Annotated in this window: 26 protein-coding genes; 6 read left to right on the top strand and 20 right to left on the bottom strand. The window is 65.4% G+C overall.

What is annotated here, in order from left to right:
• Window positions 1-40: 40 nt before the first annotated feature.
• The gene (locus CH266_RS15195) at window positions 41-1,246 is read right to left on the bottom strand and encodes a lipase family protein (RefSeq protein ID WP_032381954.1); all 1,206 of its coding nucleotides are present in this window, start codon (window positions 1,244-1,246) and stop codon (window positions 41-43) included.
• 156 nt (window positions 1,247-1,402) lie between these two features.
• On the opposite strand from CH266_RS15195, the gene CH266_RS15190 reads away from it, so the two are divergent.
• Window positions 1,403-2,956, top strand: a complete 1,554-nt coding sequence (locus CH266_RS15190) for a succinic semialdehyde dehydrogenase (protein ID WP_094715625.1) — start codon at window positions 1,403-1,405, stop codon at window positions 2,954-2,956.
• An 87-nt stretch (window positions 2,957-3,043) separates the two neighbouring features.
• Here the strand turns inward: CH266_RS15190 and CH266_RS15185 are convergent, their stop codons facing one another.
• The 3 genes from CH266_RS15185 to CH266_RS15175 form a co-directional block, all read right to left on the bottom strand.
• Entirely contained in the window at window positions 3,044-5,032 is a 1,989-nt protein-coding gene (locus tag CH266_RS15185) for an MDR family MFS transporter (RefSeq protein ID WP_094715637.1), read from the bottom strand.
• 57 nt (window positions 5,033-5,089) lie between these two features.
• Window positions 5,090-5,575 (bottom strand): MarR family winged helix-turn-helix transcriptional regulator, encoded by a 486-nt coding sequence (locus CH266_RS15180; protein ID WP_032366715.1) that lies wholly within the window; start codon window positions 5,573-5,575, stop codon window positions 5,090-5,092.
• Window positions 5,576-5,712: 137 nt separating this feature from the next.
• Window positions 5,713-6,126 carry a hypothetical protein gene (locus CH266_RS15175; RefSeq protein WP_027494874.1) on the bottom strand — a complete coding sequence of 138 codons (414 nt, stop codon included), beginning with the start codon at window positions 6,124-6,126 and terminating at the stop codon, window positions 5,713-5,715.
• A 266-nt stretch (window positions 6,127-6,392) separates the two neighbouring features.
• On the opposite strand from CH266_RS15175, the gene CH266_RS15170 reads away from it, so the two are divergent.
• Window positions 6,393-7,289 carry a hypothetical protein gene (locus CH266_RS15170; protein ID WP_141214538.1) on the top strand — a complete coding sequence of 299 codons (897 nt, stop codon included), beginning with the start codon at window positions 6,393-6,395 and terminating at the stop codon, window positions 7,287-7,289.
• Between the two features lie 30 nt (window positions 7,290-7,319).
• Here the strand turns inward: CH266_RS15170 and CH266_RS15165 are convergent, their stop codons facing one another.
• Entirely contained in the window at window positions 7,320-8,681 is a 1,362-nt protein-coding gene (locus tag CH266_RS15165; RefSeq protein ID WP_176457105.1) for a plasmid pRiA4b ORF-3 family protein, read from the bottom strand.
• Between CH266_RS15165 and CH266_RS15160 the strand changes: the two genes are divergently transcribed.
• On the top strand, window positions 8,680-9,030 hold the full coding sequence (locus CH266_RS15160; RefSeq protein WP_176457104.1) for a VOC family protein: 351 nt from the start codon (window positions 8,680-8,682) through the stop codon (window positions 9,028-9,030). The genes CH266_RS15165 and CH266_RS15160 overlap by 2 nt on opposite strands.
• Before the next feature lie 2 nt (window positions 9,031-9,032).
• Here the strand turns inward: CH266_RS15160 and CH266_RS15155 are convergent, their stop codons facing one another.
• From CH266_RS15155 to CH266_RS15115, 9 genes are all read right to left on the bottom strand, one after another.
• Window positions 9,033-10,148: a TDT family transporter gene (locus tag CH266_RS15155; RefSeq protein ID WP_094715621.1), complete on the bottom strand. Its 1,116-nt coding sequence runs from the start codon at window positions 10,146-10,148 to the stop codon at window positions 9,033-9,035.
• Window positions 10,149-10,216: 68 nt separating this feature from the next.
• Window positions 10,217-11,125 carry a LysR family transcriptional regulator gene (locus CH266_RS15150; RefSeq protein WP_032407180.1) on the bottom strand — a complete coding sequence of 303 codons (909 nt, stop codon included), beginning with the start codon at window positions 11,123-11,125 and terminating at the stop codon, window positions 10,217-10,219.
• A 24-nt stretch (window positions 11,126-11,149) separates the two neighbouring features.
• Entirely contained in the window at window positions 11,150-12,010 is an 861-nt protein-coding gene (locus CH266_RS15145; RefSeq protein ID WP_141214537.1) for a GIY-YIG nuclease family protein, read from the bottom strand.
• On the bottom strand, window positions 11,994-13,184 hold the full coding sequence (locus tag CH266_RS15140) for a DNA cytosine methyltransferase (RefSeq protein ID WP_255175924.1): 1,191 nt from the start codon (window positions 13,182-13,184) through the stop codon (window positions 11,994-11,996). The genes CH266_RS15145 and CH266_RS15140 overlap by 17 nt, the downstream gene beginning before the upstream one ends.
• Before the next feature lie 68 nt (window positions 13,185-13,252).
• A complete protein-coding gene (locus CH266_RS15135) occupies window positions 13,253-14,197 on the bottom strand; it encodes a copper resistance D family protein (protein ID WP_255175923.1) in 945 nt (314 codons plus the stop codon).
• Between the two features lie 16 nt (window positions 14,198-14,213).
• Window positions 14,214-14,777 (bottom strand): copper resistance CopC family protein, encoded by a 564-nt coding sequence (locus CH266_RS15130; RefSeq protein ID WP_094715620.1) that lies wholly within the window; start codon window positions 14,775-14,777, stop codon window positions 14,214-14,216.
• Window positions 14,774-15,436 (bottom strand): YcnI family copper-binding membrane protein, encoded by a 663-nt coding sequence (locus tag CH266_RS15125; RefSeq protein WP_094715619.1) that lies wholly within the window; start codon window positions 15,434-15,436, stop codon window positions 14,774-14,776. The genes CH266_RS15130 and CH266_RS15125 overlap by 4 nt, the downstream gene beginning before the upstream one ends.
• Before the next feature lie 50 nt (window positions 15,437-15,486).
• Window positions 15,487-16,020 carry a hypothetical protein gene (locus tag CH266_RS15120; RefSeq protein ID WP_094715618.1) on the bottom strand — a complete coding sequence of 178 codons (534 nt, stop codon included), beginning with the start codon at window positions 16,018-16,020 and terminating at the stop codon, window positions 15,487-15,489.
• Window positions 16,021-16,036: 16 nt separating this feature from the next.
• Window positions 16,037-16,687: a DUF6474 family protein gene (locus CH266_RS15115; RefSeq protein ID WP_027494864.1), complete on the bottom strand. Its 651-nt coding sequence runs from the start codon at window positions 16,685-16,687 to the stop codon at window positions 16,037-16,039.
• 161 nt (window positions 16,688-16,848) lie between these two features.
• Here CH266_RS15115 and CH266_RS15110 point away from each other — a divergent pair, with 161 nt between their 5' ends.
• Window positions 16,849-18,471, top strand: a complete 1,623-nt coding sequence (locus CH266_RS15110) for a TM0106 family RecB-like putative nuclease (RefSeq protein ID WP_094715617.1) — start codon at window positions 16,849-16,851, stop codon at window positions 18,469-18,471.
• Between the two features lie 40 nt (window positions 18,472-18,511).
• Here CH266_RS15110 and CH266_RS15105 read toward each other — a convergent pair whose 3' ends face one another.
• From CH266_RS15105 to CH266_RS15085, 5 genes are all read right to left on the bottom strand, one after another.
• Window positions 18,512-19,279, bottom strand: coding sequence for an SDR family NAD(P)-dependent oxidoreductase (locus CH266_RS15105; protein ID WP_094715616.1), 768 nt, complete (start codon window positions 19,277-19,279; stop codon window positions 18,512-18,514).
• Window positions 19,280-19,391: 112 nt separating this feature from the next.
• The gene (locus CH266_RS15100; protein WP_094715615.1) at window positions 19,392-20,408 is read right to left on the bottom strand and encodes a hypothetical protein; all 1,017 of its coding nucleotides are present in this window, start codon (window positions 20,406-20,408) and stop codon (window positions 19,392-19,394) included.
• Window positions 20,405-20,773 (bottom strand): ATP-binding protein, encoded by a 369-nt coding sequence (locus CH266_RS26125; RefSeq protein ID WP_371828842.1) that lies wholly within the window; start codon window positions 20,771-20,773, stop codon window positions 20,405-20,407. Before CH266_RS26125 ends, CH266_RS15100 begins: the two co-directional genes overlap by 4 nt.
• 846 nt (window positions 20,774-21,619) lie before the next feature.
• Window positions 21,620-22,327, bottom strand: coding sequence for a TMEM165/GDT1 family protein (locus CH266_RS15090; RefSeq protein ID WP_032374203.1), 708 nt, complete (start codon window positions 22,325-22,327; stop codon window positions 21,620-21,622).
• Between the two features lie 206 nt (window positions 22,328-22,533).
• Window positions 22,534-23,061, bottom strand: a complete 528-nt coding sequence (locus CH266_RS15085) for a hypothetical protein (RefSeq protein WP_027494858.1) — start codon at window positions 23,059-23,061, stop codon at window positions 22,534-22,536.
• 157 nt (window positions 23,062-23,218) lie between these two features.
• On the opposite strand from CH266_RS15085, the gene CH266_RS15080 reads away from it, so the two are divergent.
• Together CH266_RS15080 and CH266_RS15075 are read left to right on the top strand one after the other, a co-directional pair.
• Complete coding sequence (locus CH266_RS15080; protein WP_032371714.1) at window positions 23,219-24,166, top strand: ABC transporter substrate-binding protein; 948 nt, start codon at window positions 23,219-23,221, stop codon at window positions 24,164-24,166.
• Between the two features lies 1 nt (window position 24,167).
• Entirely contained in the window at window positions 24,168-25,088 is a 921-nt protein-coding gene (locus CH266_RS15075; RefSeq protein ID WP_094715613.1) for a sucrase ferredoxin, read from the top strand.
• A gap of 79 nt (window positions 25,089-25,167) precedes the next feature.
• Here CH266_RS15075 and CH266_RS15070 read toward each other — a convergent pair whose 3' ends face one another.
• Entirely contained in the window at window positions 25,168-25,791 is a 624-nt protein-coding gene (locus tag CH266_RS15070; protein ID WP_019667073.1) for a superoxide dismutase, read from the bottom strand.
• Window positions 25,792-25,927: the final 136 nt, after the last annotated feature.

Below are 25,927 nucleotides of genomic sequence, written 5' to 3'. Positions count from 1 at the left end.
ACGTGAGGGTCAAGACGAAAAAACGATCCGTTACCGACCTCTAGCGAATCACACGTTCGCAACCCGAGGTCGGCACACCGGCCAGGCGTTGCGCCAACCAATCGTAGGCACCGGGACGGCCGTTGGTCTGGGCCTGTGAATGGTCGCCGGGCACCTCTTCCAGATGCACCGACGCTCCCGCTGCACACCACTGATCCTGCACGGCCTCGGCACCTTCTTTGGGAATGAGGAAGTCCTGCAGGCCCTGGTAGATGTACACCGGCGCGTCCGGCTTCGTCTGGCCCATGCGGTTTTCCTCGACGACGGCCGTGGTGATCGGATGCGCGAAGACGTCCGGGACGTTGGAGAGATTTCGCTGGTCCAACAGCAGGAGTCCGCTGTAGGACAACACATCCACGCATTGATCCTTCTGTGCCAGCGCCAGTCGCTTGCCGTTGTCGTTGGCGAGCTGCCGCATCTCCGGGTACTCCCGGGACAGTCCGATCGTCGCCGCAGTAAACAAGCCCGATCCGATCTGACCGTTGAGCGACGTCTGCAGAATCTTGTAATCGGTCGGCGGACCGCCGAACGCAACTCCGGCGATGTTCAGCTCGGGTGCGTACTCGGGTGCCAACTGCGCCGCCCAGCCCGACGCGATCGCACCGCCGGAATATCCGGTGATGCCGATGGGCGCATCCGCGCTCACGCCTGCAGTCCGGGAGGCACGCAGACCGTCGAGCACGGTGTGCCCCGACACGAGACCGGCCGAATAAGCCTGACGCGGCCCCTGATAATCCGTCATCACCACGGTGTAACCGCGGCCGAGCAGGATCCGGACCTGATCGATCTCTTTGTTGTTGCCCCGCGGGAGGGTGTACGACGGCGCGCACGTGTTGCCGAGTGAATCCGTCGCCTCGTTGTATGCGATGACAGGGCGATCTCCACCACCGGTCCACGGCGCAGTGGGAGTCAGCACCGTCGTCGCCGCTGCGATGGGACGATTCTTCGAATCGGTGGAGCGGAAAAGCAATTGGACGGACGAGGCCTCGGGCGTCACCGCGACATCGCGTCGAGCGAGGACAGTGCCGGGCACGAGATTCTCGTATCCCGCCGGCGGATCGAACCACGGATCGCCGAGTGACGTGGGGAGATACGCAGCCGGCTCGCTCGGCGGAGCAATGAAATCTTGGAGCGGATCTGCCTGCGCAGACCCCGCGAATGCCACCATCAGTGCTGCTGCTCCGGCCAGAACTAGTGCCTTGCGCATGGATTCCCCACCCTGTTGCTTCCGAACGCCCCGACGTCGGAGTAGACCACCGCCCATCGTGCCACAGGGCCAGGGAACATCGGCCCTGTGAACTGAGCCGAAGACCAGGTAGGTTGTCTGTTACTCCGAACACTACTCATCAGTAGGGATGCAAAAATGCCTGCTCCGTCCACTGCGACCTTTTCCCGGCTCGCTGATCTCATCGCCATTCCCGACGCGGACTCGCGTCCCACCAAGACGATCACCGAGGTGTTCACCGGTAAGGAGCTGGCGACCATTCCGGTCGGTACGGCTGCAGATGCCCTGGCTGCGATCGCGCGCGTCCGTACCGCTCAGGCGGCCTGGGCCAAGCGTCCGGTCTCCGAGCGCGCAGAGATCTTCCACCGCTACCGCGACCTGGTGCTCGCGCACCGCGACGAGCTCATGGACATGGCGCAGGCCGAGACTGGCAAGTCCCGCGCCGCCGCCCTCGAGGAAGTCCTCGACATCTCGATGACCTCGCGGCACTACGCACGCACGGCCGCCAAACTGCTGGCCCCGAAGAAGGTCACCGGCATGCTTCCCGTGCTGACCAAGACTCGCGTTCGGTACCAGCCCAAGGGCGTCGTCGGAATCATCTCGCCGTGGAACTACCCGATGACCCTCGCGGTGTCCGACGCCATTCCGGCGCTGCTGGCCGGTAACGGCGTCGTGCTCAAGCCCGACAGCCAGACGCCGTACTGCGCGTTGGCCTGCGTCGAGCTGCTCTACAAGGCCGGTCTGCCCCGCGACCTGTTCGCCGTGGTCCCCGGCCCCGGCTCGGTGGTGGGCACCGCAATCGTCGAGAACACCGAATACGTCATGTTCACCGGCTCCACGGCCACCGGTCAGCTCCTGGCCGAGCAGGCGGGGCGTCGACTCATCGGTTTCTCCGCCGAGCTCGGCGGCAAGAACGCCATGATCGTCGCGAAGGGCGCGAACCTGCGGGAAGTATCCGACGCGGCAGTGCGCGCCTGCTTCTCCAACTCCGGTCAGCTCTGCATCTCCATCGAGCGCATCTACGTCGAGAAGTCGATCGCCGCCGAGTTCACCGAGAAGTTCGGCCAGCGGGTACGCAACATGACCGTGGGTGCCGATTACGAGTTCGGCATCGAAATGGGCAGCCTCATCTCCGAGGACCAGATCAAGACGGTCTCGGCGCACGTCGACGACGCCAAAGTCAAGGGTGCGACCGTCGTCGCGGGCGGCAAGGCGCGTCCCGACATCGGCCCGCTGTTCTACGAGCCGACGTTGCTGACGAACGTCACCGAGGACATGGAGTGCGCGGCGACCGAGACCTTCGGGCCGCTGGTGTCGATCTACCCCGTCGTCGACGTCGACGAGGCCATCGCGAAGGCCAACGACACCGACTACGGATTGAACGCGAGCGTCTGGGCCAAGACGAAGGCGCAGGGCGAGGCCATTGCGGCACGTCTGCACGCGGGCACGGTCAACGTCGACGAGGGCTACGCGCCGACGTGGGGCACCACCGGTGCGCCGATGGGCGGAATGGGCGTCTCCGGAATGGGCCGCAGGCACGGAAACGAGGGACTGCTCAAGTACACCGAGCCGCAGACCATCGCGACGACCCGCCTGCTCAATCTCGGTGGCCCGCGCGGACTTCCGCCGAAGCTGTGGGCAAAGATCATGCCTCCCTTCGTCAAAGCGCTCAAGTACATACCCGGCCGGTAGTAGTCGGTAGTAGTAGCCGGTAGGCGAACGAGAAAGGCCCCGCACTCCCTTTCGGGTGTGCGGGGCCTTTCGCTGTTCCGAGTCGGATCAGTTGACGCTGTGGCCGTTCAGTCCGGCGTTGGCGTAGTGATTGTGGCTGTCGGGAATGTGGTTGTCTCCCAACACCCGAGCCACCTGCTGCTCGCTGAGTCCGAGTCGACGAAGTCGCTCGCACACTGCATCGAAGTCGAGCATCTTGGCGTCGAGTTCCTGCTGCAGCTCGATCACCTCGGCGCGAATGGCCTCGGCCTCGTCGAGAGCGGTCAACGTGTCCTCGGGCTGGGGCAGCAGCAGCGTGAGCAGTCGATCACGGGCATCGGTGCTCAGTCCATCGAAGGGACGCTGACCCGGCTGAGCCTCGTGGCGACCTTCGTTGCGACGCTCGAAGCGACGTTCGTTGCCGTACTGCGCTCCGACGTAATCCTGAGTCGCCCCGAAGGACGGGATCTCGGCGAGCTGCTCCCCACGCTCGGGCTGCTGGGCACTGCTCTCCAGATCGGTCTTGTCCAGATCGGCGACGGGTCCCTGCGCCGGTGCCGACGCGATGTCGATCGTCTTGCGCAGCGGGCGATTCGGGATGAAGACCACTGCGATGAGCGTGACGATCGCAACGAAGCCGGCGATCATGAAGATGCGTCCGGTCGCGTCGCCGTATGCGGTGCGGATGACGCTGACGATCGGAGCAGGCAGTGCCGTGAGGTCGAGCGATCCGCCGCCTCCGGCCGAACCGTCCACACCGAGCTGCGCCAGACCGGCTGCCGACTTCTCGGCGACCCGGGTTGCCAGCAGCGAACCGAGAACCGAGACGCCGATCGCTCCGCCGAAGGTACGGAAGAAGGCGACCGTCGACGATGCTGCACCGACGTTCTGCACACTGACCGTGTTCTGCACTGCGAGAACGAGATTCTGCATCAGCATGCCGGTACCGAGACCGACGATGGTGATGAAGATGCCGACCGTCACCGGGCTGGTGGCGTGGTCGATGGTGCCCAGCAGCAGGAATCCGATGACCAGCAGGATGGAGCCGGTGACGATGAACGGCTTCCACTGACCGAACTTGGTGATCAGCTGACCGGAGCCCACGGAGGCGACGAGCATGCCGAACACCAGTGGGATGGACAGCAATCCAGCCTCGGTGGGGGTGTAGCCGCGAGCAGTCTGGAAGTACTGGCCGAGGAACGTGGTGGCTCCGAAGAGGCCGACGCCGACGGCGATGGATGCGATGATGGCCAGGCCGGTGGTGCGCTCGGTGACGATCTTGAGCGGGATGATCGGCGACTTGTGTCGAGCCTCGACGATGATCGTCAGGACGAGCAGCGCAACTCCGCCGCCGACGAGGTACGCGGTCTCACGAGAGATCCAGGCGTAGTAGTCGGCCTTGCCTGCGAACGAAACCCACACGAGGAGAACGGACACGCCTGCGGTCAGCAGAAGTGCGCCGAGCCAGTCGATGGAGACGTTGTCCTTGCGGACGGTCTTGATGTGCAGCGTCTTCTGCAGCAGGCCGAGGGCGATGACAGCCAACGGGACGCAGACGAAGAAGCACCAGCGCCACCCGAGGGGGCTGTCGACGATGACGCCGCCGAGGATGGGGCCACCGGACATCGATACGGCCATGACGGCACCGGTGTAACCGGAATAGCGGCCACGATCACGCGGGGAGACGATGGTTCCGATGATGGCGATGACGAGTGCCGTCAGGCCACCCATGCCGATGCCCTGCACCACACGTGCGGCGAGCAGCACCGGAACGTTGTGCGCGAAGCCGGCGATGAGCGAGCCCGCGACGAAGATCAGAATCGAGCTCTGGACCAGGACCTTCTTGTTGAACAGGTCGGCGAGCTTGCCCCAGATGGGCGTCGACGCGGCGTTGGCCAACAGGGCGGTGGTGATGACCCAGGCGTACGCGGTCTGCGAACCCTTCAGGTCACCGATGATGGTCGGCAATGCGGTCGAGACGATGGTGGTGCTCAGCAGCGCGGTGAACAGCGCGGCCAGCAGACCGGTGAGGGCTTCGAGGATCTGGCGATGCGTCATCGCATCGGGATCGGCGACTGCCTGATTCGGCGGATTCTCCGCGGATGTTGTCATTGGTTATCTCGCAATCAATTCAATGCGGGCCACGTCCTGGTGCTGGGCGTGGGCGTCTTCGGTGAACGTGTCGTTGAGCTTGCGGATGGAATCGAGGGCATCGAGAGCCTCGGTTTCGCTCCACTCGCTCAACATCTCTGCCAGGCGACGAGCTCGCCTGTCCCAAATCTGTTTCAGTCGAGCTTGGCCTTCGTCCGACACGCAGACCCGGGACGCTCTTCTGTCGTCCGGATCGGGGTGCCGATCGATGTAGCCGAGTTCGACGAGGTCCGCGATCTGCCGGCTGAGGGCGGACTGGCTGACGCAGAGCCTGCTGGCGAGGTCGGTCTGTCTGCATTCACCCTCTGTCGCGAGGATGGCCAGAACTCCGGTCAGCGCCTGCGGCAACGGTGAATCCTCGACTCCGGTGGTCACGGCCCGCTTCAGCGTGCGCCCGAAGAGGAAAACCTCTTCGACGAGCGATTCCGCTGTCGTGGATTGAACTGCCATGAGTACTCCAACGCTGAGTTCGATTTACTTGCTGTCTGCAACCATATATATACATACATGCGCTAAGCAAACAATATTCCTGTCTGGTGGGTCACAGCGTCGATGTGGGGATGGCCAGATCCTTCGGGCCGGTGACGCTAGTGCGGATAGAAGAAGGAGCGCCGCACGGACAGGCCGACCGTCTCGCCCACCTCGGGCCGCGGCCCGCGCGTCGAGCAGCGGAAGTCGACGTCGTCGCAGTGCACCAGGACGTCGCTCGCATCGCGGCCGAACAATGACGACGTGACGGTGCCACTGACCTCACCAGTGTCGTCCGCAGATCCGGGCACGATGTCGATGTCGGTCGGCAGGATTGCGAGCGTCCCGGGTCCGGAGCCCTCCGCCTCGAGTGTGAGGGAGCCCGAAGTGAAGGTGCCGTCTGCGACAACGCCGTCGACGAGGGTGGCGTCGGACAGGAAACGCGCGACGAACGCCGATGTCGGAGCGCGCACCACGTCCTCGGGTGAGCCGATCTGCTCGATGCCTCGAAGATCCTCGGCATTGCGGGTCATCAGCCGCCTTCGCTCGCTTGTCGTACCCCTCGTCTACTCTCTCGACCACACACATCCGGGGGGACATCATGAGCAACCGCAGATCGCGTAGCAGAAAGACCAGTCGCGAGGCCCACAGTCAGGTTCAGCGTGAAAGGGAACCTCTATTTTGGCCGAGCGCGCTTCTTCACTTCTCCGATTGGCTGATCGAGAATGCTTGGGTCGCAGATCAGTTGACGGCTTTTGCGACAGCAATGACAGTCGATCGGTCGGTCCGCGAGCGGAACGTGAGCGTGTACGGCGCAGATTTTCCGATCGACATGTTCTGTCTCGATGATCACGAGTACTTGGACCTCGATGACTATGAGCGGTCGCCATGGGAGCGCGACGAGATACGTCGCGCCATCGATCTGTTCGGCACGTTCGTCGTCGCCGAACGGTTGTCGCCATCTCAGAACGAAGAGATCTCGAGAGAGATCGGGTTCCCGTCTGCATTCGCGTCGGTGCCCAGTTCTCCGATATCGCCGGGGCGCTCGAGCCCACTGAGTACACCGATAATGGTCTCACTCCTGCAACGGTTGGCATCGTGGGCTGCGACCGAGCGCCGCGCGCCATCGGCCCGAATCGACTACTGGGACGACTCGGCCGAGATCGTTGCCGCGCTCGGGATTCCGGGTTTCGACAGCATCCCTGAACAACCTGACTTCATGGCAATGGTGAACTATCGATCGGTGTTGGATACCGCCCGTAGGGTCGGGGTTCTCGAGCACGCGGGCCAGACTTACACCCGCGGACCCGAAGCCGGAGCTTGGGTGGTGTCTCCAAGTGCGGACCGAACTCGCGCCGCCGTGGTCGAGGCGTACGCATCCTGCTTGACGCCTGTGTACGACTCCGGCGATGATTCCGTGCAGTCCGAGCTCGTGGCAGGCTCGACGTTGGCGACCACCGTGCTCGTGCGCAGCCTCGTCGGTGATCCGGTAGGGGAATCCGACGGTGTCGTCCTGGGAACGATGTCCGACAGCAAGGTGATTCAGACCGTCGCGACACTCCGGTTCATGTCGATGTTCGACCTCGGATTGCTCGTCAAGGTGAACGACAAGTTCTGCGTACCTGACCTTCTGGCACCCCTGCTGCTCGAGGCGCTCGATCGAGATCGTCTGCGGCGCACAGGGCGCGCAGCATGACCTGACGAGCGGCCGGTAGCCCATTCTGGTTCACGAGCCGAGTGCATGTACGGCAAAAGTGCGTCCCCAATCCGGTACGGCCCCGTCGCGACCCAGAGTCGACGGCACAGCGCCGATCAGAGTGAGGAAGTCCAAGGTCGGTCGAGCGAGGTACTGGGCGTAGAGTCTTTCGCTTTCTGGGATTCGCCATCCGATGGTCTCGAGGCTTCGAAAGATCAGCGAATTGCGTTCGGTCGCAGAGCAACTCCCTGCAACCGACACCAGCAGCAGCAGACCTGCATCCTTCTCGTACTGCTCGCGGCCGAACGGCATCCGAGCCGCGGCGTGCGACCACAGGCGGACTGGGTCGGTGGCCAGGGTGTTGCCCAAACGGGTCCGAAGTAGCCGTCCCTTCAGCACGCGAACCAGCCCGAGTTGCGTCACAGCAGCCCGAAGCCAGTGCACCTGCTGATGGTCCACTTCGCGGTTGGAGCTTCCGAACCATTCGGCACCCCACTCGAGCTCTGCACGCATCGCAGCGACGTCTTTGGGCGGGAGATAGCCCGCAGCAGTCAGCGTGATTCCGTCTGCGCCCACCCGCGCCAGCATCCATGTCAGCTTTTCCATTGCCGATGACGCCGCTACGGGGTCCAGCTGTGCCACATCGAAATCGACGCGTGCGAGGACATCGGGCAGATCGGGGTGATACTCGAGGGGCCCGCGTTCGAGAAGCGAGCCGAGTTTGGGTAGCCGCTCCCGCACGCGGCCGGCCAACTCCGTCACCGCGCGCCGCAACGCGATTCTGTTGTTCGCGTCGGCCACCGCAAAGCGTTCCTCCAAGCTGCCCGCCCACTGCTTCATATGGTTGTGCTCAGGATGATCGGTATCAGCCAGAACCTTCAGCAGTTCGTCGTAGCCCGACGTGCCACCGCAGTCCTCAGGTGGGCAGGCGCGGTTGCCGTCGAGGCAGGTTGCAGTACCGGCAACGGTCGATACTTCTTCGACGACCAGGTGGTGTGTCCATCCGTCACCGAAGTCGTACTCGTACCCGAGACGATCCCCGACGGCACCGAGGACTTCGTCCACTCGAACGCCGTCCTCGAGCGTCCCGGCGCCGTCGTCCCACTCTTCGAGCGCGGACTTCATCTCGTAGCGTCGACTGGTTCGATAGGGATCGTCGCCGACGAAGAACATGTGCAGGTGTCGGTCTTCCCAGCCCATGACATCTTGGATGACGTCGTGTAGCTCGGGCAGTGTGGCGTCGGAATTGATGGTGAACCGCCGCCACACCGCTGGTTCGATGTCGGCCAGAGTTACCTTGATCGTCAGCATCGAAACATCGTCCCCCATGTGCGAGATGCCCGTCGAGAACGTCCCCGCGGGGACGCTTTCGGCGCGATACAGTCCGAACATGGACGTTGTGTGCGCGATGCCCCTGCTCACGGTCACCGATCTCGATGCGGCGCTGGACGCGTATGTACAGGTCACCGGCATGGAGGTGGTGATGAACCACGGTTGGATCGCCACACTTGCGTCACCGGGGGACAGCACCGCGCAATTGAGTCTGATCACCGTCGACCCCACCGGCCCGGTGAATCCGTCCGCGTCCCTCGAAGTGGACGACGTCGACGCGGCCTACCGCGCCGCGGTGGATGCGAATCTCGAAATCGTGTACGAGATCACCAACGAGGAGTGGGGCGTGCGCCGATTCTTCTTCCGCGACGCAGGCGGCAACGTGGTGAACGTGCTCGCGCACATGTGAGATCAGCTGGGCTGCAGCAGGTTTCCTCGCCACACGCCTCGGAGGGTTCGAGCAGCGACAGTGATCCAGGCCGTCACGAGTACGACGTACAGCAGTACGGCAAGGGCACGGACCGCGCCGAAATCGAGGGCATTGCCCAGTGCGGTCGCTCCGGTGACGCAGGTTCCGACCGGGAACGTGAACGACCACCATGTCAGTGAGAACCTCATCTTCCTCCGCGCCGCGTGCACGGTCAGTGCAGTGGCCAGTGCGAACATCAGCGCGCCGAATCCGCCCATGATCAAGCCGTAGCCGATCCCGACGACGTGCAGCCCGACGGCGATCGACGACTGCGCACCGGTGAACACCATCGCTGCATCGTTGCCCAGCAGATTGGCCGCCGTGACCGACTGGCCGATCAACCCCAGCGTGATCCAGACCGTCGGAGCCGCGTCGACGGACGACAGACCGCCGTGCAGCAGGCGTCCGTAGATCAACGTCATGGTGAGCATTCCGACGATCAGCGACAGCCCGAACATCGCGTAGCACGCGCACAGCAGCGCCAACCGCCACTGGCCGTCGGGCAGGTGAGGGAGCAGCAACGCTCCGGTCGACGCGGACACCATCGGCGGGACGACGGGCATCAGCCACGCGGGTAGTGCCGTGACCTGCTCCCGGTGAGCGGATGTGATCATTCGGAAGGGGACGGCGACGCTGGTGAGCAGGCCGGTGATCGTGCCGGCGACCCACAGGACTGCGAACAGTGACGTGGCCGCGGTGGATCCGAGGAAGTCTCCGCCGAGCAGGCCGGACCCGGCGCCGACGGTGAGCAGGGCCATGGGCGGTGCGCCGTAGAACTGCATCATCACCGGGTGCTGCGCGTAGTCGACTGCGCGTGCGCGGTAACCGATCCAGTGCCGCACGAACGCCGCGCCGATCACTACGAGTGCACCCGCAGCGAGCACCCAGACGACGGCGGCGAAGACGCGCAACGCAGGAAGGTCGACGGGCAGTGTGGCGGCCGCGGTGGCGACGATGCCGGTTCCCATAACGGCGGCGAACCAGTTGGGGGTGATGTGCTCGACGGTCCGCCTGCGCGACAGCCGGGGTGCATACGAGACGGACTCGAGGACGGTCATGACTTCACTGTGCGCGACGCGGCCCGCGTCCGGTAGGCAGTAATTCGCGATCCAGTCATAACTGGAGGTTATGGCTGGATGGACGTCGCTACCGTCAGAAGTTCTGCGGCCGGGCCGCTGGGCTCACGGCCCGATCGCCAGATGGCGCGCAAGTCTCTGTGCAGGGACAGATCGGGGAGCGGCACTCCGATCAGACTGCCCGCCGCCAGCTCCGTCGCGACGGCCAGTGAACTGAGGACGGCACCGCCGATCCCCGCCGCCACAGCGGACTTGATGGCCGTCGTCGACGACACTTCCAGTAGAGGAGTCGTGGGCGGGCCGAAACCTGCTGCAGCAACCGCACTCTCGTACACCGACCTGGTTCCCGACCCGGCCTCGCGGGTGACCAGCGCCGTCTCGACTACCTGCGCGGTCGACGGTGCAGTGTGTGCCCACGGATGTCCGGGTGCCACGACGAGAACCAGTTCGTCGGTTGCGACGGTGCGGTACGTGAGTTCGGCCTGGACACTGGGGTTTTCGATGAACCCCAGGTCTGCGTCTCCGGCGAGCACCGTCGCGGCGACCACCGCCGAATTGCCCGAGCTCAGCGTGGGCACGATCTGGGGCAGCGTCGTGTGCAGTGTGACCAGCCATCTCGGCAGAAGATATTCGGCGACAGTCTGACTGGCCGCGATCTGCAGGTGGCCGATGCGCTCGGCGTGCAGCGTGGCGATCGCCGTCGCCAAGTCCTCGGCCGACCGGACGACCGGCGCTGCCCAACTCGCGACCAGCTCGCCGAACTCGGTCAGCACCGTTCCGCGTGCGCCCCGCTTCAACAACGGCGCTCCGACGCGACGCTCCAGCGCGCGAATGCGAGAACTTGCCGCGGGCTGCGACATGCCGTGGGCGTGTCCGGCACGGCCGATGCTGCCGAGCTCTGCCACCGACAGCAACAGATCGATGCTGGTGAGATCGGCAACGTGAGGGGGAAGCGGCACAGGTCGAGCCTACGGCGACGGGAGTCAGTAGTCGCTGAACAGGTCCAGCTCGGCGTCGGGCTCGGGTAGGTCCTCTGGGTCTCCGGGGTCGTCTGGATCCTCGGGATCGCTACGTTCGTGCAGCACCGAACCCACCAGGGCGGTGACGTCGATGGCCGCGGGATCGGGAATGGGGTGACCCTCGACGAAGGCGAGTCGCTCCGCAGACAAATACGCCAGACGCACCGCCTGCACCACCAGGACGCGTCGCAGACCCTCGGACACCTCACCGCGCTCGCGAGTGACCGCAGCCAATCGGGAGATGGTCTCCGCGCGTCGCGCGATCCGAATGTCGGGGTGCCCGCGCTCTATTCGGGTCTGCTCGGAGATCAGCGACCGCCGCAGTGACGCAGGCAGAGTGACGGGCTCGGAGACTGGCGGGATCTTCTCGTTCAGAATTGCCTTGTGACGCGACCTGTCGATGGCCTCGAGGTACGCCGTGTACTCGTGGGCGTTCAAATCGCGTTCGGCTGCGCGGAATTGTTCTGCGCCGTCGGACTTCTTGAGCTCCTCGTACTGCCAGAGCGGCCAGATCTCGATCTCTGCGACCTCGAACACGTCCAGCACTCGCATCGCGACGGCGTCGGTCCGCTGATTGGTCAGATGCCGCTGCACCCGAACGCTGAGCTTCTCCTTGGTCTGCCCCACGTAGATCGGCTCGCCGTCGTAGTCGTAGAACGCATACACGCCCCACTTGGCCGCCGACCAGACGCGCCCTCGATCGTCCTTCTCGCTCAGCACTTCTCGCAGTGCAGCTCGAAATGACTGCACATCGTCCGCAGGCAGACTGCTCTTGCGCGGCGCGACCGCCGACGCCCGCAGCGAGGACTTACCGTGACTGGACATGCGCAGCAGTCGCATTCGGCGCGATGGAACCGAGTGTCCCGTTCACCAGGGGCATCAGGTAGTGCTCCGCCAGCCACGCGACCACCGGAACGCACACCGCATCACCGAAACCGAAGAGCGCCTGGTTGTTTCGCAGACCGCTGAGCGTGTAGTCGCCGGCGCCCATCAAGCGGGCGTACTCGAGAGGCGTCATCCAGCGCACCTGCAACCGGCCGTGGCCGATCTTGACCACCGCCTGCTTCGACGACCCACCGCGCGCAGTACGCAGGCAGCCGGAGATGTCGTCGGGGCGGGCCTCCCACACCGCGACGCCGTTGCGGGTACGACGGTAGGCGGTACGGTAACTGACCTTGCGCGCCTTCTTCAAAATCTCGATGCGCTGCAACTGAATCGGCGACAACGAGCGTACGAATGCCTCGGTGCGGTCTGCATCCCACCAGCGCTCGTCGCGGTAATCCATCCGCTCGACCTGATCGCCGAGACCACTGGTCAACGGGATCGGCGGGCTGGGCAGCGGAGCCCGATGCGTCGACAGCGTCGAATCGCCGTAGACCGCCTGCAACCAATCCGGACGCAGTTCACTGTTGGGATCGCGGGCATCCTCCGGCGGATGTTGCGCACCGATCAGGAACAGACGAGGACGGGACTGCGGGACGAACCGTCGAGCATCGATGGTGAGGACGTCCACCGAATAACCGAGTTCGTTGAGCTCACGGACCGCAGCCGCCAGATCGTCGCCCCCATGACTGGTGGCCAGGCCGACGACGTTCTCCAGCGCTACTACCTCGGGACGGCCGTCACCCATTTCGTCCAGCACCCGAGTGAAGTGCCGAAATGTCGAGGAGTTCTTACCGGCGAGACCGGCCCGGCCCCCGGCCAGAGACAAATCCGTGCACGGAAACGACGCCCATGCCAACGACAGACCGTCCGGCAGATCGTCGCCGCGCGTGCCGGCAACATCCCCGAGCTGAAAATGGGCCGCGTCGTCACCGAAGTGTTGGCGATACATGTGGTGCTTGTCGCGCTCGATGTCGTTGGCCCAGCACACCTCGAAACCGGCCTGCTCCAAGCCCATTCGCACCAAACCGATACCGGCGAAGAACTCGGCGACCGTGGGAATCCGATCGCGCGCGGACATCGAGGAACCACCCGGCACCACAGTCAACTTCGGCATGCACTCAGGCTAGTACAGAGCCCCGACAGACTGGCTTTCCTGGTCATTCCGCAGGCTGCACTCCGGCCTTACGCCGTGGTTGCCAACGCTGCCGCCAGTCCGAACGCCACCGTCAGCAGACAGACATGAGCGGCAGCTCGTCCCACTGAGTAGTCCGCCGTGGAGCGGTGCGCAGTGGCGGTCGGCAACCACGTGCGGCGGATCCGAGTTGCCACGGCCACCAGGATCACGGTCATCACGACTTTGGCGAGAACGATTCGGCCGTAACCGGTCTCGATCGCAGCGGCCGGGCTATCCAACTTCAGGACCGCGTCGAATACGCCGGTCACGGCCACCCCGACGACGCACCACAGCGCGATCCGGGAATAGGCCGGCAAAAGCGTCGCCCACGCTGTCTTGGTCCGCAGACTCAGCGCCATCGCGCCGAGCACACCGAGCCACACCGAGGCGCACACCACATGCACGGCAACGGCAATGGACCCGAATGCGAATTGCGACATGTGTCCGGTGATCGGTCGCGCGACCAGGGCCAGCGCCGCCAGCGTGACCACGGGAACCGGGGACCAGGATGCGTCTCGTCGATATCCGAGTACGCCCATGGCGCACAGAACGAGCGCGAGGAGCACCGTCGTCGCGCCGAGTCGACCGACGGAGATCGACGCGACGAAGGCCGCAAATGCACTCGGCGACAGCGCCGTCACTGCTCGGCCCTCGGCCTCGGCTGCGGCCGCTGCCAACAGGACGAACTCGGCCACCGCCCACAGACCCGACAGGAACCCGATCGACCGCCACATCACCAGCGAGTCGAGGGCGGGGCGTCGAGATGCGGAATTACCGTCCAGGACAGCGAGAATTCCGAACCCCAACACCACCGAACCCGACGCGACAGCGATGACGCGGAGCCACGACGACCCGCTGGGAAAGGTGGGGTACGCCAGCGCGAACGCTGCCGCGACCCCCACCACCGCCGAGGCTGCGGCGGCGAGCACGAGCCGAACGCTCCTCTCGCTCACCGCAGCCACGTCGGATCTACTTCTCGCTCTTCGGCTTACGCTGGTCTTTCGGCTTACGCAGTGCGAATGCCAATGCTCCGCCGAAGGCGAGGACCGCAACCACGACCAGCACGATGGGACCGTAGCCGCCGAGGAACCCGTCCTCGGACTCTTCCGAGGTGCCCGACGCATCGGCCGGTGCCCCGGGTGTTCCGGACCCTTCCTGCGTCAGCGTGAACGCGGCCGTGCCGCTCACCGGATGACCGTCTGCCGAGGTGATGCGGTAGGCGAGGGTGTACTCGCCGGCAGGGCCCAGATCACCGACATCGACGACCACGCTCTGGCCCTCGATGCGAGCATCGCCCTTCGACCAGATGTTGCCGTCGGGGCCGACGACGTTGAGCGTTGCGAACTGCGACTGCGGCACCTCGTTGAAGGTCACCGATGCCGTCGCCGGAGATGCGTCGAGCGAGGAGCCGTCGGCCGGGCTGTACCCGGTGACCTGCGAATGAGCCGAGGCAATCGGAGCCGCGATCAGCAGTGCCAGCAAGGCCACCGCCGATACGACCACCGCTTTGGCGGACACGGTCAGCGCCCTCACGAGCGTCGGCTCCGTACGGTTGCACCGATTCCGAGGCCGGCGCCGACGGCACCGAGAACGAGCCCGGCACCGGCAATCCAGCGGGCGGTGTCGTCCGAGGAGGACGTGGACGTCTGCTCGGCTGCGTCCGTCGTCTCGGCGTGGGCTCCGCCGTGCGCGTCACCGCTCGATGCTGCGAGGGTCAGTGTGGGAGCGGGCAATTCGGGCTCGCTGCCGTCCTCGGTCATCGGCTCGTTCCACTGCACGACCTCACCGTCGGTGTAGGTCTGGGTGGCCGGGAACGACACGGTTTCCTGCTCGGGCAGCGGCCCCGCGGAGAGCAGGAACTGCTGGAACTGGCCCGGACCGACCTCGGTACCGGGATTCGCCGTCCACGTCACCGACACGGCGAGATCGGCGGAGTCCTTCTCGACGGTGGACGTCCATCCCGGAATGGGCTGGGTGCGAGCGGAATTGAGGCCGGGCAAGGTGACCTTGACCGAGTTGGTCGATGCGGTGTCGGACTCGGTGGGGACGCGGAACGTCAGGACCGAGTAGCCGCCCTGCGCGGCGTCGGGCGCGGAGACGACCACATGGGCGGAGGCGGCGCCTGCGCCGATCAGCAGTGCGCCGACGGTGGCACCGGATACGAACAAGGCACGCGGAATGGAACTCTTCATGAGTGTTGGGTCATTTCTGTACGGAGGTGAAAGGGGATGTCGGATCGGAGCTACGAGCTGCTCGACATCGGAGGCCCACGACGAGAAATGGCCCAGTCCAGGGCAATACCGTGCACCGACGGCATCGCGACGGAGAACCGGACGCGACCGACAGCAGAACCGTCGGGCAGGGGAGTGAGGAGCGCGAGAACGGCACGAACGATCGATGTGATCGGGCCGTAGAGACGTTCGGCTGCGGCGATCAACAGCGCGGCGACCAGCGACGCGGCCGCGTGAAAGCCGATCATCGCGGCGCTGGGCAGCAGCGAATGGCTGTGTGACGAGCCCGACATGCCGGCCATGTCGCTCAGGCTCAGTGCGGTATGAGCGAGGAGTTGGCCACCCATCAGGGCGGGCAACAGAACAGTCGAGCGACGCGGAACGGCAGTCATGGCACCCACGCCGAGGCTGACCACGATCAGCAGAGCCAGGCCCGATCCGCTGAGATAGCCGCCGCCCGCCATTCCGTGCGCAGCCACCGCCAGCGCGGCGGTGACCGTACCGACAGCTCCGCCGCGAAGCGGTGCAGCAGAGCCGTCGGTCATCGGATGGTCGGTGAGATCAGCGCACGCCGAGGCGAGCGAGCACGTCCGCTTCGATGCCGTCGAGCTCAGCGGAAATGGCGGCGTGGGCAGTCTTGCGGCGCGCAGGCGGCATCTGCTCGGCGGCGCGCACAGCGGTGGTCAGATCGTCGAGACGCTCACTGATCGCGGCACCGAAACTCTTGGTCTCCGGATCCGAATGACGCGATCCAATGGTGCTCAGCGACTTCTCGGCACCGGCGATCCGGGCACTGAGCTTGCCGCCGTGGCCCGAGTACTCGCTCAGCTGATCGGGTGCGACACCCAGCTGCTGCGCCTTGCGGTTGTCGAGCTGCCCGCGAACGACGGTGGCAGCGCGGTAGGCAATCGGAGCCAGGACCGGCAGCAGAAGCCGAGCAATACCGAGATACTTACGAATCTGAGCCACGTTCAGCGTGCCGGCCGCAGCCGCCTTCTGCTGCGCCCGCAACGCCGAGACCTGCGCCTTCTCGACATTCTTCTGCGACTTCGCCTCCACCGCGCTGAGCTTGCGCTGCGCCTTGGCGATCGACTTCAGCTGCTTGCGCTCGTTCTTCGCGCCGAGCTTCGCCTCGAGAGTGGCCTTGTGCTTGAGGGCCTTCGCCTCCGCCTTGCGAGTGGCACGACCTTTGCGCTTACGGAACAGACCCATCGACAAGGCTCCTGACATGTGCTGCTAGGCGGTAACGGTGCGTTCCACACAGCCTAATGGGTCATTCCGCAGGCTCCACTCCCGCCTAATGGGTCGGTCCCCAGGCTCCACTCCCGCCTGATAGGCAGCTGTTCTTCTTCGGCTGTCGGAGGGCTCACCTAATGTCTAGCGGTGTGAACGGTCAACGAGATGCGGCAGCGTCGCACGCACCTGTGCTGCTCGACGCCGGATCGTTGACGCGATGTCGGCACCGGCTCTATCTCGACACCGCCTACGGGGCGCTCCTGCGCGGTGAACCCGAGAATCCCGGGGTGCGGCAACGCCGAGAGGCGGCCCAGGCGCATCGCGAGAACATTCGCGCGCAGTTGGCAGCGGCCGACCCCATGCAGTGGACCGAGATCGACGAGCCCACGGCCCGTGCTGCGGCTGATGCGACCGTCGCGGCCTGCCGCGCAGGCGTCGAACGTGTCTGGAATGCAGTTCTGCCACTCGAACGCGATACCGGCCGCCGCGGACGGAGCGAGCTTCTCGTGCGTGACGCGTCGGGCGGCTACATTCCGGTGATCGTCGTCAATCACAAGGTGACCGACCCCGGGCGCGGTGCGCGCACCACACCGCTCACGCACTGGGCTCCGGCCGTCGACGAGACCCGCAAGGTGCGCAGCCAGCTGCGCGATCAGCTCCGCCTCGCGCACCTGTACCGCATGCTCGCCCACGAGGGCTTGGCCACGGCTACCCCGGTCGGGGGCGCAGTGGGTTATCGCGGAGAGTGCGTGTTGGTACACGACCTGACTGCCGCGCTCGACGAATACGACATTCGCTTCGCGGACCGGCTTGCTGTCGCGAGCGGTGACGCGGTGACCGTTCCCTCGCAGATCAGCGAATGCCGTTCGTGTGCTTGGTGGTTCGACTGCAAGCCGCAGTTGGTGGCGGCCCGCGACGTCTCACTCGTCGCATCGGGATCTCGAGCGGACGTGCTGCGCAGCGCTGGAGTGCGGACGATCGACGAACTGGCGCAATGGACCGGTCCGGCTCCCGAGGAGTGGCCCTTCGGCAACTTCGACGACGCGGTGTCCGCGGCGCTGGCTTGGCGTGCCGACGTGCCGCTGCTGCGTCGATCGGAGACCGTGACGGTCCACCGCGCCGACGTGGAGGTGGACGTCGACATGGAGAGCTATCAGGAGCACGGCGCGTACCTGTGGGGCACGCTCCTCACCGAGGCAGGCGGACCGCCGCCGGAGTATCGCGGCTTCGTCACGTGGGATCCGCTGCCCACCGTCGACGAGGGTCGCTCGTTCGCGGTGTTCTGGAACTGGTTGATGGACACGCGAGCCGATGCCGCGGCGCGCGGCAAAACATTTGCAGCGTATTGCTATTCGAGACAAGCCGAGGACAAATGGTTACTCGACTCGGCCAGACGCTTCGCCGACGTCCCCGGAGTGCCCACCGAGGCGCAGATACGCGAATTCATCGACAGCGAGCAGTGGGTGGACATCTATCAGGCCGTCAGTGACCAGTTCATCTGCCCGAACGGCAAGGGGCTGAAGAAGATTGCCCCGGTGGCCGGATTCTCCTGGCGCGACGAGGAAGCCGGCGGCGAGGCTTCGATGGGCTGGTACCGCGAGGCCGTCGGATACGACGCCCATCCCGATCACACCCAGCGAGAACGGCTACTCGTCTACAACGAGGACGATGTGCTCGCCACCAAAGTGTTGCGCGAGTGGATGTCCGACCGCGCCGAGCACGAGATCCCGACCGTGGCGGACCTGCGCGCTCGCGTGTGACCCCGCGCCCGAAAAGTCGGGGCCACACGCGAAAGGACTTCTAGCGCGGTGCCATCCGGATCGCGCCGTCCATGCGGATCGTCTCGCCGTTCAGGTAGTCGTGCTCGGCGATCATCTGCACCAGCTGGGCGTACTCGCTGGGCTGCGCGAGACGCGACGGGAAGGGCACGGACGCCTCGAGGCCCTGACGGTATTCCTCGGTGACACCGGCGAGCATCGGGGTGTCGACGATGCCGGGGGCGATGGTGTTCACGCGAATGCCGACCTGGGCCAGGTCGCGGGCCGCAGTGATGGTCATCGCGTGCACGCCGCCCTTTGAGGCGGTGTAGGCGATCTGGCCGATCTGACCCTCGAATGCGGCGACCGATGCGGTGTTGATGACAACGCCGCGCTGGCCGGCGTCGTCGACGGTGGACTGCGACTGAATGCGGTTGGCGGTCAGCCGCATCACGTTGAACGTGCCGAGCAGGTTGATGGTGATGACCGTCCGGAACAACTCGAGATCGTGCGGTCCCTTCTTGGACAGGATGCGACCCGCCCAGCCCACGCCTGCACAGTTGACGACGATGCGCAGTGGCACACCGGACTCGACGATGGTGTCCAGTGCGGCCTCGACCTCGGCCTCACTGGTGACGTCGGCGGGAATGAGGGTCACGCCGTCCGGGACACTGTCTCCGGCGCGCTCGATGGACTGCGGCAGATCGAGACCGAACACCGTGACGCCCGCGCCTGCCAGACGTGCTGCGGTTGCTGCTCCGAGGCCCGACGCGCCACCGGTGACGAGTGCTGCTGTTCCTGAAATCTCCACGTCGTACGATCCCCTTCGTTAGCGGTGTCGGGTCGCGGCACAGGCAGCGACCACGCTGTGTTCTGCACCATAACCGGCGGGGGACCTCACCCCACTCCCAGGCACCCGCCGGTCAGGGCAGAATGCGGCCGGAGTCGTCGTACTCGACTCGCTGGGCACCGTCACCGAAGTCGTCGAGCAGAATCGTCGCCGCGGCCGGTCGGCCCGGAGGCAGCAGGCGAACCGTCACCGATCCCGTCACGGCACCGTCCAGACTGCTCGACGCCCCCGCCGCGATGTCGTTGCGGACCTTCTCGCTCAGTGCCGTGGGGCTTCGGTCGTCGAGCATCGTGACCTCGACGCCACGGGCGCGAGCCGAGCGTGCCGCTCTGGCCAACTCGGGCAGTACGAGCCCGCGGGCCCGCAGGGTGTCGCGGAGCTCGGCTTCGAGGAGTCGGCACGCCAGGACTTCCTCGTCGGTGAGATCGGGGCCGTCCGCGATGCGCTGCAGCAGTGGGCGGGCGAGCGTATCGAGACTGGCCAGGCGGGCGTCACGTTCTTCGAGTACCGCCGCAGCGGCGGCCTGGGCGGCGATGCGGATGGTGGATTGTTCACGGAGCTCGAAGATCGCTGCACCGAGGGGTCGGATGGTGAAGGCGAAGAACGTCGCCATCAACAACGGAGCAATATTGATGGCGCTGAACGACAACCCGAACAGTGCGCCTTGACCCGTCCAGGCTGCCCAACCGACGACGACAGACATCGTGAGCGCGAGTCCGAACCACGCGGCCGGCGTGCGGCCACGGACACACATGAACGTGTAGATCACAATGGACATACCCAGAGGCCAGGACTGCAGACTGCCGGTCAGCGGCACCGGCGCCACGGCGAAGACGAACGACGCGGCCACCGGCCCGGATACGGTGAGCAGCGCCGTCGACCGTGGGCTCAGCGGATCCCCCGGAGCGCTGAGCAGCAGGATGACCGCGGCCGAGAACACCAACACCGAGACGAACGGCGGCCACACCGCGGACATACCCTTCAGCGTCGCCGACGCACACACGGCGCACGCGAGGATGTAGAAGCCAGCGACGGCGTACGCGGCCCCCGACTTCATCGACAGCAGGTCGCGAACATCCTCGCCGTTCATCGCGCCCAGCTCAGTCGCACAGTGGTTCCGCGGCGGGAGGTGTCGATCTCGGCCGAACCACCGTCGAGCTGACGCATCCGCCCCTCGATGCTGACGGCGACGCCGAGTCGGTGCGGAGGCACCGAGCGTCGATCGAAGCCGATACCGTTGTCTCGCACGATGACTCGCAGTGCCGACGGGGCCAGCTCGACCGTCACCGATCTGGTCGACGCCTGAGCGTGAACGACGCTGTTGCGCAGTGCTTCTGCTAGTGCGCCCGCGATCGACCGGACCGCATCGGCAGGGTAGTTCGCCGAGGAATCGGCGGGGTCCTCGCGGACCCTGAAATCGATCGACTCGTCGACCGTCGATGCGGAGGCCCGCATCAGAGCGATCGTGTCGTCGACGGTGAAATCGTGTGTCGCAGTGTCGGTGTGCAGTCCGTCCAGATGGGCCAATGCCGAACGTGCTTGACGGGCCAGGCTGGCAGTGCGGCCCTGGCGAGCGACCGCCAGCAGTGACGACATGACCTCGTCGTGGATGAGGGCGTCGAACCGTTCCCGTTCGACTTCGCGTGCATTCGCCGCAGCCGCCCGTGCGGCATCGCCGTGGGTGGCGCTGATGGTGGCATCGAGAATGCGACCGGTACGCAGTGCGGCCAGAGTCGCCGCGACGAACACCGTGCAGAACATCAGCCCGAAGAATATTTCGGCGATGATGTTGCTGCGAGGAAACGGCTCTCGCACAGCTTGATTGATCAGCTGCACGATCACCACCGAGACGGCCGTGTGCACGAATGCCGGGATGGGTCGCCACACGGTCGCGGCCGCGAGTGAGGCCAGGCCGGGGAATGCGGACAGGAACATTCCGCTCCGATCGAAGGTGGTCCCGTCCCAGGCCACCCACCACAGCAGGGCCATGACCGGGAATGCCAACGCTGCGATCGAACCCGCAACCTGGCTGACCCTGATGCTCGGGTGAAAGGTGAAGGCTCCGAACGCGAGACCGGTACCGAACACGACGATCACGGCGGCCGGGGTCCACCACCCGGGGACCGTGACGCTGCTGCGCGCGATGTCGGGAACGAGCAGCAGTAGATATGCCGCGTAGCCGGTACCGACGAACCGGCCGAAGATCCTGATGAGCCGATCGGTCGAACGGTGTGCCGCGTCGCTACCCGTCGCCTGCAGGTTGTCGTTCATTCACCCCTCCGCGAGGAGTGTAAACCAAGGTCAGACGTCTTCGGTGGTGCTGCGCTTCTCCACTTCCTGCGGAGCGTCGCTGCGGGAGCGTCGGACGAACGCAGCGGCGACGACGAGGGCCGAGATCGCCACCACGACTGCGGCCGCCACGTACGGAGCCGACGTACCCGGCATCAGTCCCTCGAAGAACAGGACCGCGCCGAAGACGAAGAACAGAATGGCCGCACCGTACTGAATCAGCCGTTCCGGCAAGTGCTTTCCGAGAACGGCACCCAGCACGATAGCGAGGGCGTCGGCGGCGACCATGCCTACCGTCGAGCCGATCCACACTCCGACCCAATCGTTGTCGGCGGCCAGAGTGACGGTGGCCAGCATCGTCTTGTCGCCCAGTTCGGCGAGGAAGAACGCGGACGCGATGGCCAGGAAGGCCGACTTGGTGACTCGCGACGCCTTGGCACCCTCGTCGTCGGACAGCGAATCTCCGCGCAGGGTCCACAGACCGAACACGACGAACGCGAGCCCGCCGACGATCGAGATGGCTTCGGTGGGGATGGACACACCGAGGAAATGGCCGACGGCGACCGAGACCAGATGCACGACGGTCGTGGCCACCGTGATGCCGCCGATGACGACGTACCACTTGTAGCGCAAGGCGAACGTCATGGCCATCAGCTGGGATTTGTCACCCAGCTCGGCCACGAAAATGACAGCGAAACTCAACAGTAGAGCGGACAGCACAGCAGACTCCTCGGTCGTCGAACGGACCGAAGGTCTCGCCCACCGGAAGTACCGGTTCAGGTGCCGGGTCGTGGAAAACGACCAGTATGTCGACACGTTGATTGGGGGCTACTCCCCTTCGCTGCAGACGACTTTAAGTGCCGTTTCTCCAATTGTCCAATGCGCCAATAAGTTTGGGGACCCGAAAAATCGTGTACGGGGAGCGGTCAGGATGCGAGGAGCATCGCCAAAACTGCGGTGTCGGGATCGCTGATCGGATCGAGGCCGACCCGACTGATCATCGACGTCACGGTGCCGTCGGATTCTGCCTCCACCCACGCGGCCCGGTGATCGAGGCCCAGATGCGGAAGACCGGGCAGCAGAACACAACCCGAGGCCGCGCCCGCACATTCCGGCAGAGAAGGCGTCGTCTCCGACGGTGGATGCAGCATCAGCAACGCGGCCGGCTGATGGTCCGAGAACCGCCCGGGAGCCAACGCGAAATCGCCGATCACCGGTCCCTCGGCCAACACCAGGCCGACCGTCCCCGGCTCCGGATCCTCGGGCAGCTCCTCCCGCACCCCGAACACCGTCGACGTCGCCAACAGACCCGGCATCGACGCGACCCGGACGGCCAGCGCCAGGAATTGAGCCCACTCCTTGGTGGTGTCCGGCCAACGACCGGAGATCACGAACCCGCGCAGTAGACCGGCGGCGTGAAAAGGCGAGACACCGATGAGATCTCGATCGTCCATTGCGCATCCCTCCCAGACAGGTACGAGGCAGAAGCCGGGTACACGACGTTGGGTAAGGAGAAGAATGACCCGAAAACGGCTGGCACACAAGATGGGGAGAGTGCCAGCCGAAAACGTAGCCGGCCCACTGCGGCTCGGCAGCCGATACGCTGCTGCGGTGAAAAACAGAGGATCCGCCCGGCGAACCGTCGTCTCGTTGCTGTCCGTTGCGCTACTGCTGAGTGTCGCCGCATGCAGTCGGGAAGAATCGACCCCGGGCGAGACCGGCGGCGAGGTTCGCACCGTGCAGCATGCATTCGGTGAGACGAGCGTTCCCGTCGATCCACAGCGCGTGGCCGTGCTCGACGGCGACCGCACGTTGGAAGCCGTCGTCGCGTTGGGCATCCAGCCCGTCGCAGCGGTGAAGCCGCCGCTCACCGGTGACTACGCACCCGTCGTCCGGGATCGGCTCACCACCGAACCGATCGACATCGGATCCGTCGACGCCGACGTCGACATCGAGGCTCTGACGGCCGCCGCACCGGACCTGATCGTCATGCGAACGACGGGTGAGGACAACCGAGCGCTGTACGACCGGGTCGCCCCGATCGCGCCGACCGTCGTCGTGGAATACACCCCGGCCTCGTGGCAGAACACCTTGCAGCAGCTGGCGGGAATCTTCGATCGGCAGGAGATCGCCGACGGTTTGCTGGCGGACTATCGACAGGCGGTCGACGAATCCGAGTCACGCTCACCTCGGGAAAACAGCACGTTGACCGTCGCGCGAGTGCGCACCGACTCGTTGCGGTACATGACGCAGGACGGATCATTTCCTTACGCAGTTCTGGCAGATCTGGGCTACCGCGCGCCCGCACAGCAGGATCGCGGATCCGACGCGGTGCAGACGGTCGACGTCAGCCCGGAACTGATCGACGTGCTGGCGGCCGACGACATCCTTCTGCTCACCGATGCCGGGACGGAGGACGCCGTGGCGCAACTGCGACAGAACCCGCTCTTCACCGGTCTCGGAGCTCGGGTGACCGAGCTGCCCTCCAAGGATTTTCTCTTCGGCAACGTGCTGACCGCCCAGGCCCTGGTCGAGACCGCGACCGAAATCGGGGGCTGACGTGCCGGCATCCGAACGCTGGGTCGGCTGCGCTGCAGTGGCGCGTGAGAACGACGAATCGCTGCGCGGGACAGCTGCACGGGCACACGGCTGGGTGTTGATCGAGCATCGAGGCCCGTGGGGGCGCGAACCGTGGGGGCCGGGCGGTCCGCTCGGTCGAATCGGCACCGAACTCTCGCGTCGCTGCAAGGCCGTCGGGGTACGCCCGCAACTGGTGCGAGAAACGCACGGCAGGCGTGAACCCACCGAGACGCGACAGGTGTTTCTCGCGCACTCGGGTCGCCGCGGCCCGTGGCTGGAGAAATGCTCGGTCGATACCGTCGAGCAGATACTCGAACTACCGCTCGAAGCCGCCGCGGCGGGCACCCCACCTGGTATCGGGACTCGCGTCGACCAGCGGCTCTACCTCGTCTGCACGCACGGAAAGAAGGATCCGTGCTGCGCGGTGCTCGGTCGGCCGGTAGCGGCGGCCCTCGCCGGATCCAGCGGGCGGGTATGGGAATCGACGCACCTGGGCGGGGATCGATACGCAGCGGGCATGGTGGCCCTGCCCGACGGCAGCTACTACGGCAACCTCGAACCGACCAACGCGCAGGCCGTCGTGGACGACCACGACCGCGGGCATCTCACGCTGCGCCACTACCGAGGCCGCTGCACCGACGACACCGTCGCCCAGATCGCCGAACACGCAGTACGAACCGAATACGGGCTCACCGGAATCGACGACGTCCACCCGTCCGATGTCACGTCGTCCGGCGCCGCGTCGGATGTTGTGGTGGTGACGACGTCGGGAAGCGTGCAGGTACACGTGACACCCGATCCCGAGCCCCCGCGCCGAACGACCTGCCGTTCCGAGGACGTCGCGAGACCGGACCACGGCGTCACGACCATCGGGTCGGTGCCCGCCGCCGGGAGGGCGTGACCTTCGAAATGCGACAGGGCCACCGCGTCGAACGCGGTGGCCCTGTCTGCGATTGCGCGTCGTGCGGCAATCTCGAAACCTACGGGAAGATCAGGCCCGGGGTCTTCGACGTGGCGGCCTCGAAACGAGCCTGGACGTCGGCCCAGTTGACGACGTTCCAGAACGCCTTCACGTAATCGGCCTTGACGTTCTTGTACTGCAGGTAGAAGGCGTGCTCCCACATGTCGACCTGCAGCAGCGGAATGATGCCCAGCGGCACGTTGGCCTGCTGATCGTAGAGCTGGAAGGTGAGGAGCTTCTTGCCCAGCGAGTCGTAGCCGAGCACTGCCCAGCCGGAGCCCTGCAGGCCGTTGGCAGCAGCGGTGAACTGTGCGCGGAACTTGTCGAACGAACCGAACTGGTCGTCGATCGCGGCACCGAGTTCGCCTTCGGGCTTGTCGCCACCGTTGGGCGAGAGGTTCTTCCACCAGATGGAGTGGTTGACGTGGCCACCGAGGTGGAACGCGAGGTTCTTCTCCAGCAGGAAGATGCTGCCGTGATCCTCGGCCTCGCGGGCTGCAGCCAGCTTCTCGAGCGCGGTGTTGGCACCGGCGACGTAGGTGGCGTGATGCTTGGAGTGGTGGAGCTCGTTGATCTCGCCCGAGATGTGCGGCTCGAGGGCGGAGTAATCGAAATCAAGGTCGGGCAAGGTGTACTCGGACACGTGGTTCCCTTCTCTAACGACGCCGTGCCCATCGCGTGATGCGGGCACGTTCGTCCTACTGCGGATCTTTCGTAGGGTTCAACCCAATCTCATTCCTACCCCTTGTGCAACCGTTGTAACCGAGATGCTTTTCTCG

This window comes from Rhodococcus sp. 06-1474-1B (assembly GCF_002258885.1).
Classification (GTDB): domain Bacteria; phylum Actinomycetota; class Actinomycetes; order Mycobacteriales; family Mycobacteriaceae; genus Rhodococcoides; species Rhodococcoides fascians.
This window is presented reverse-complemented; position numbering and strand designations above follow the sequence as displayed.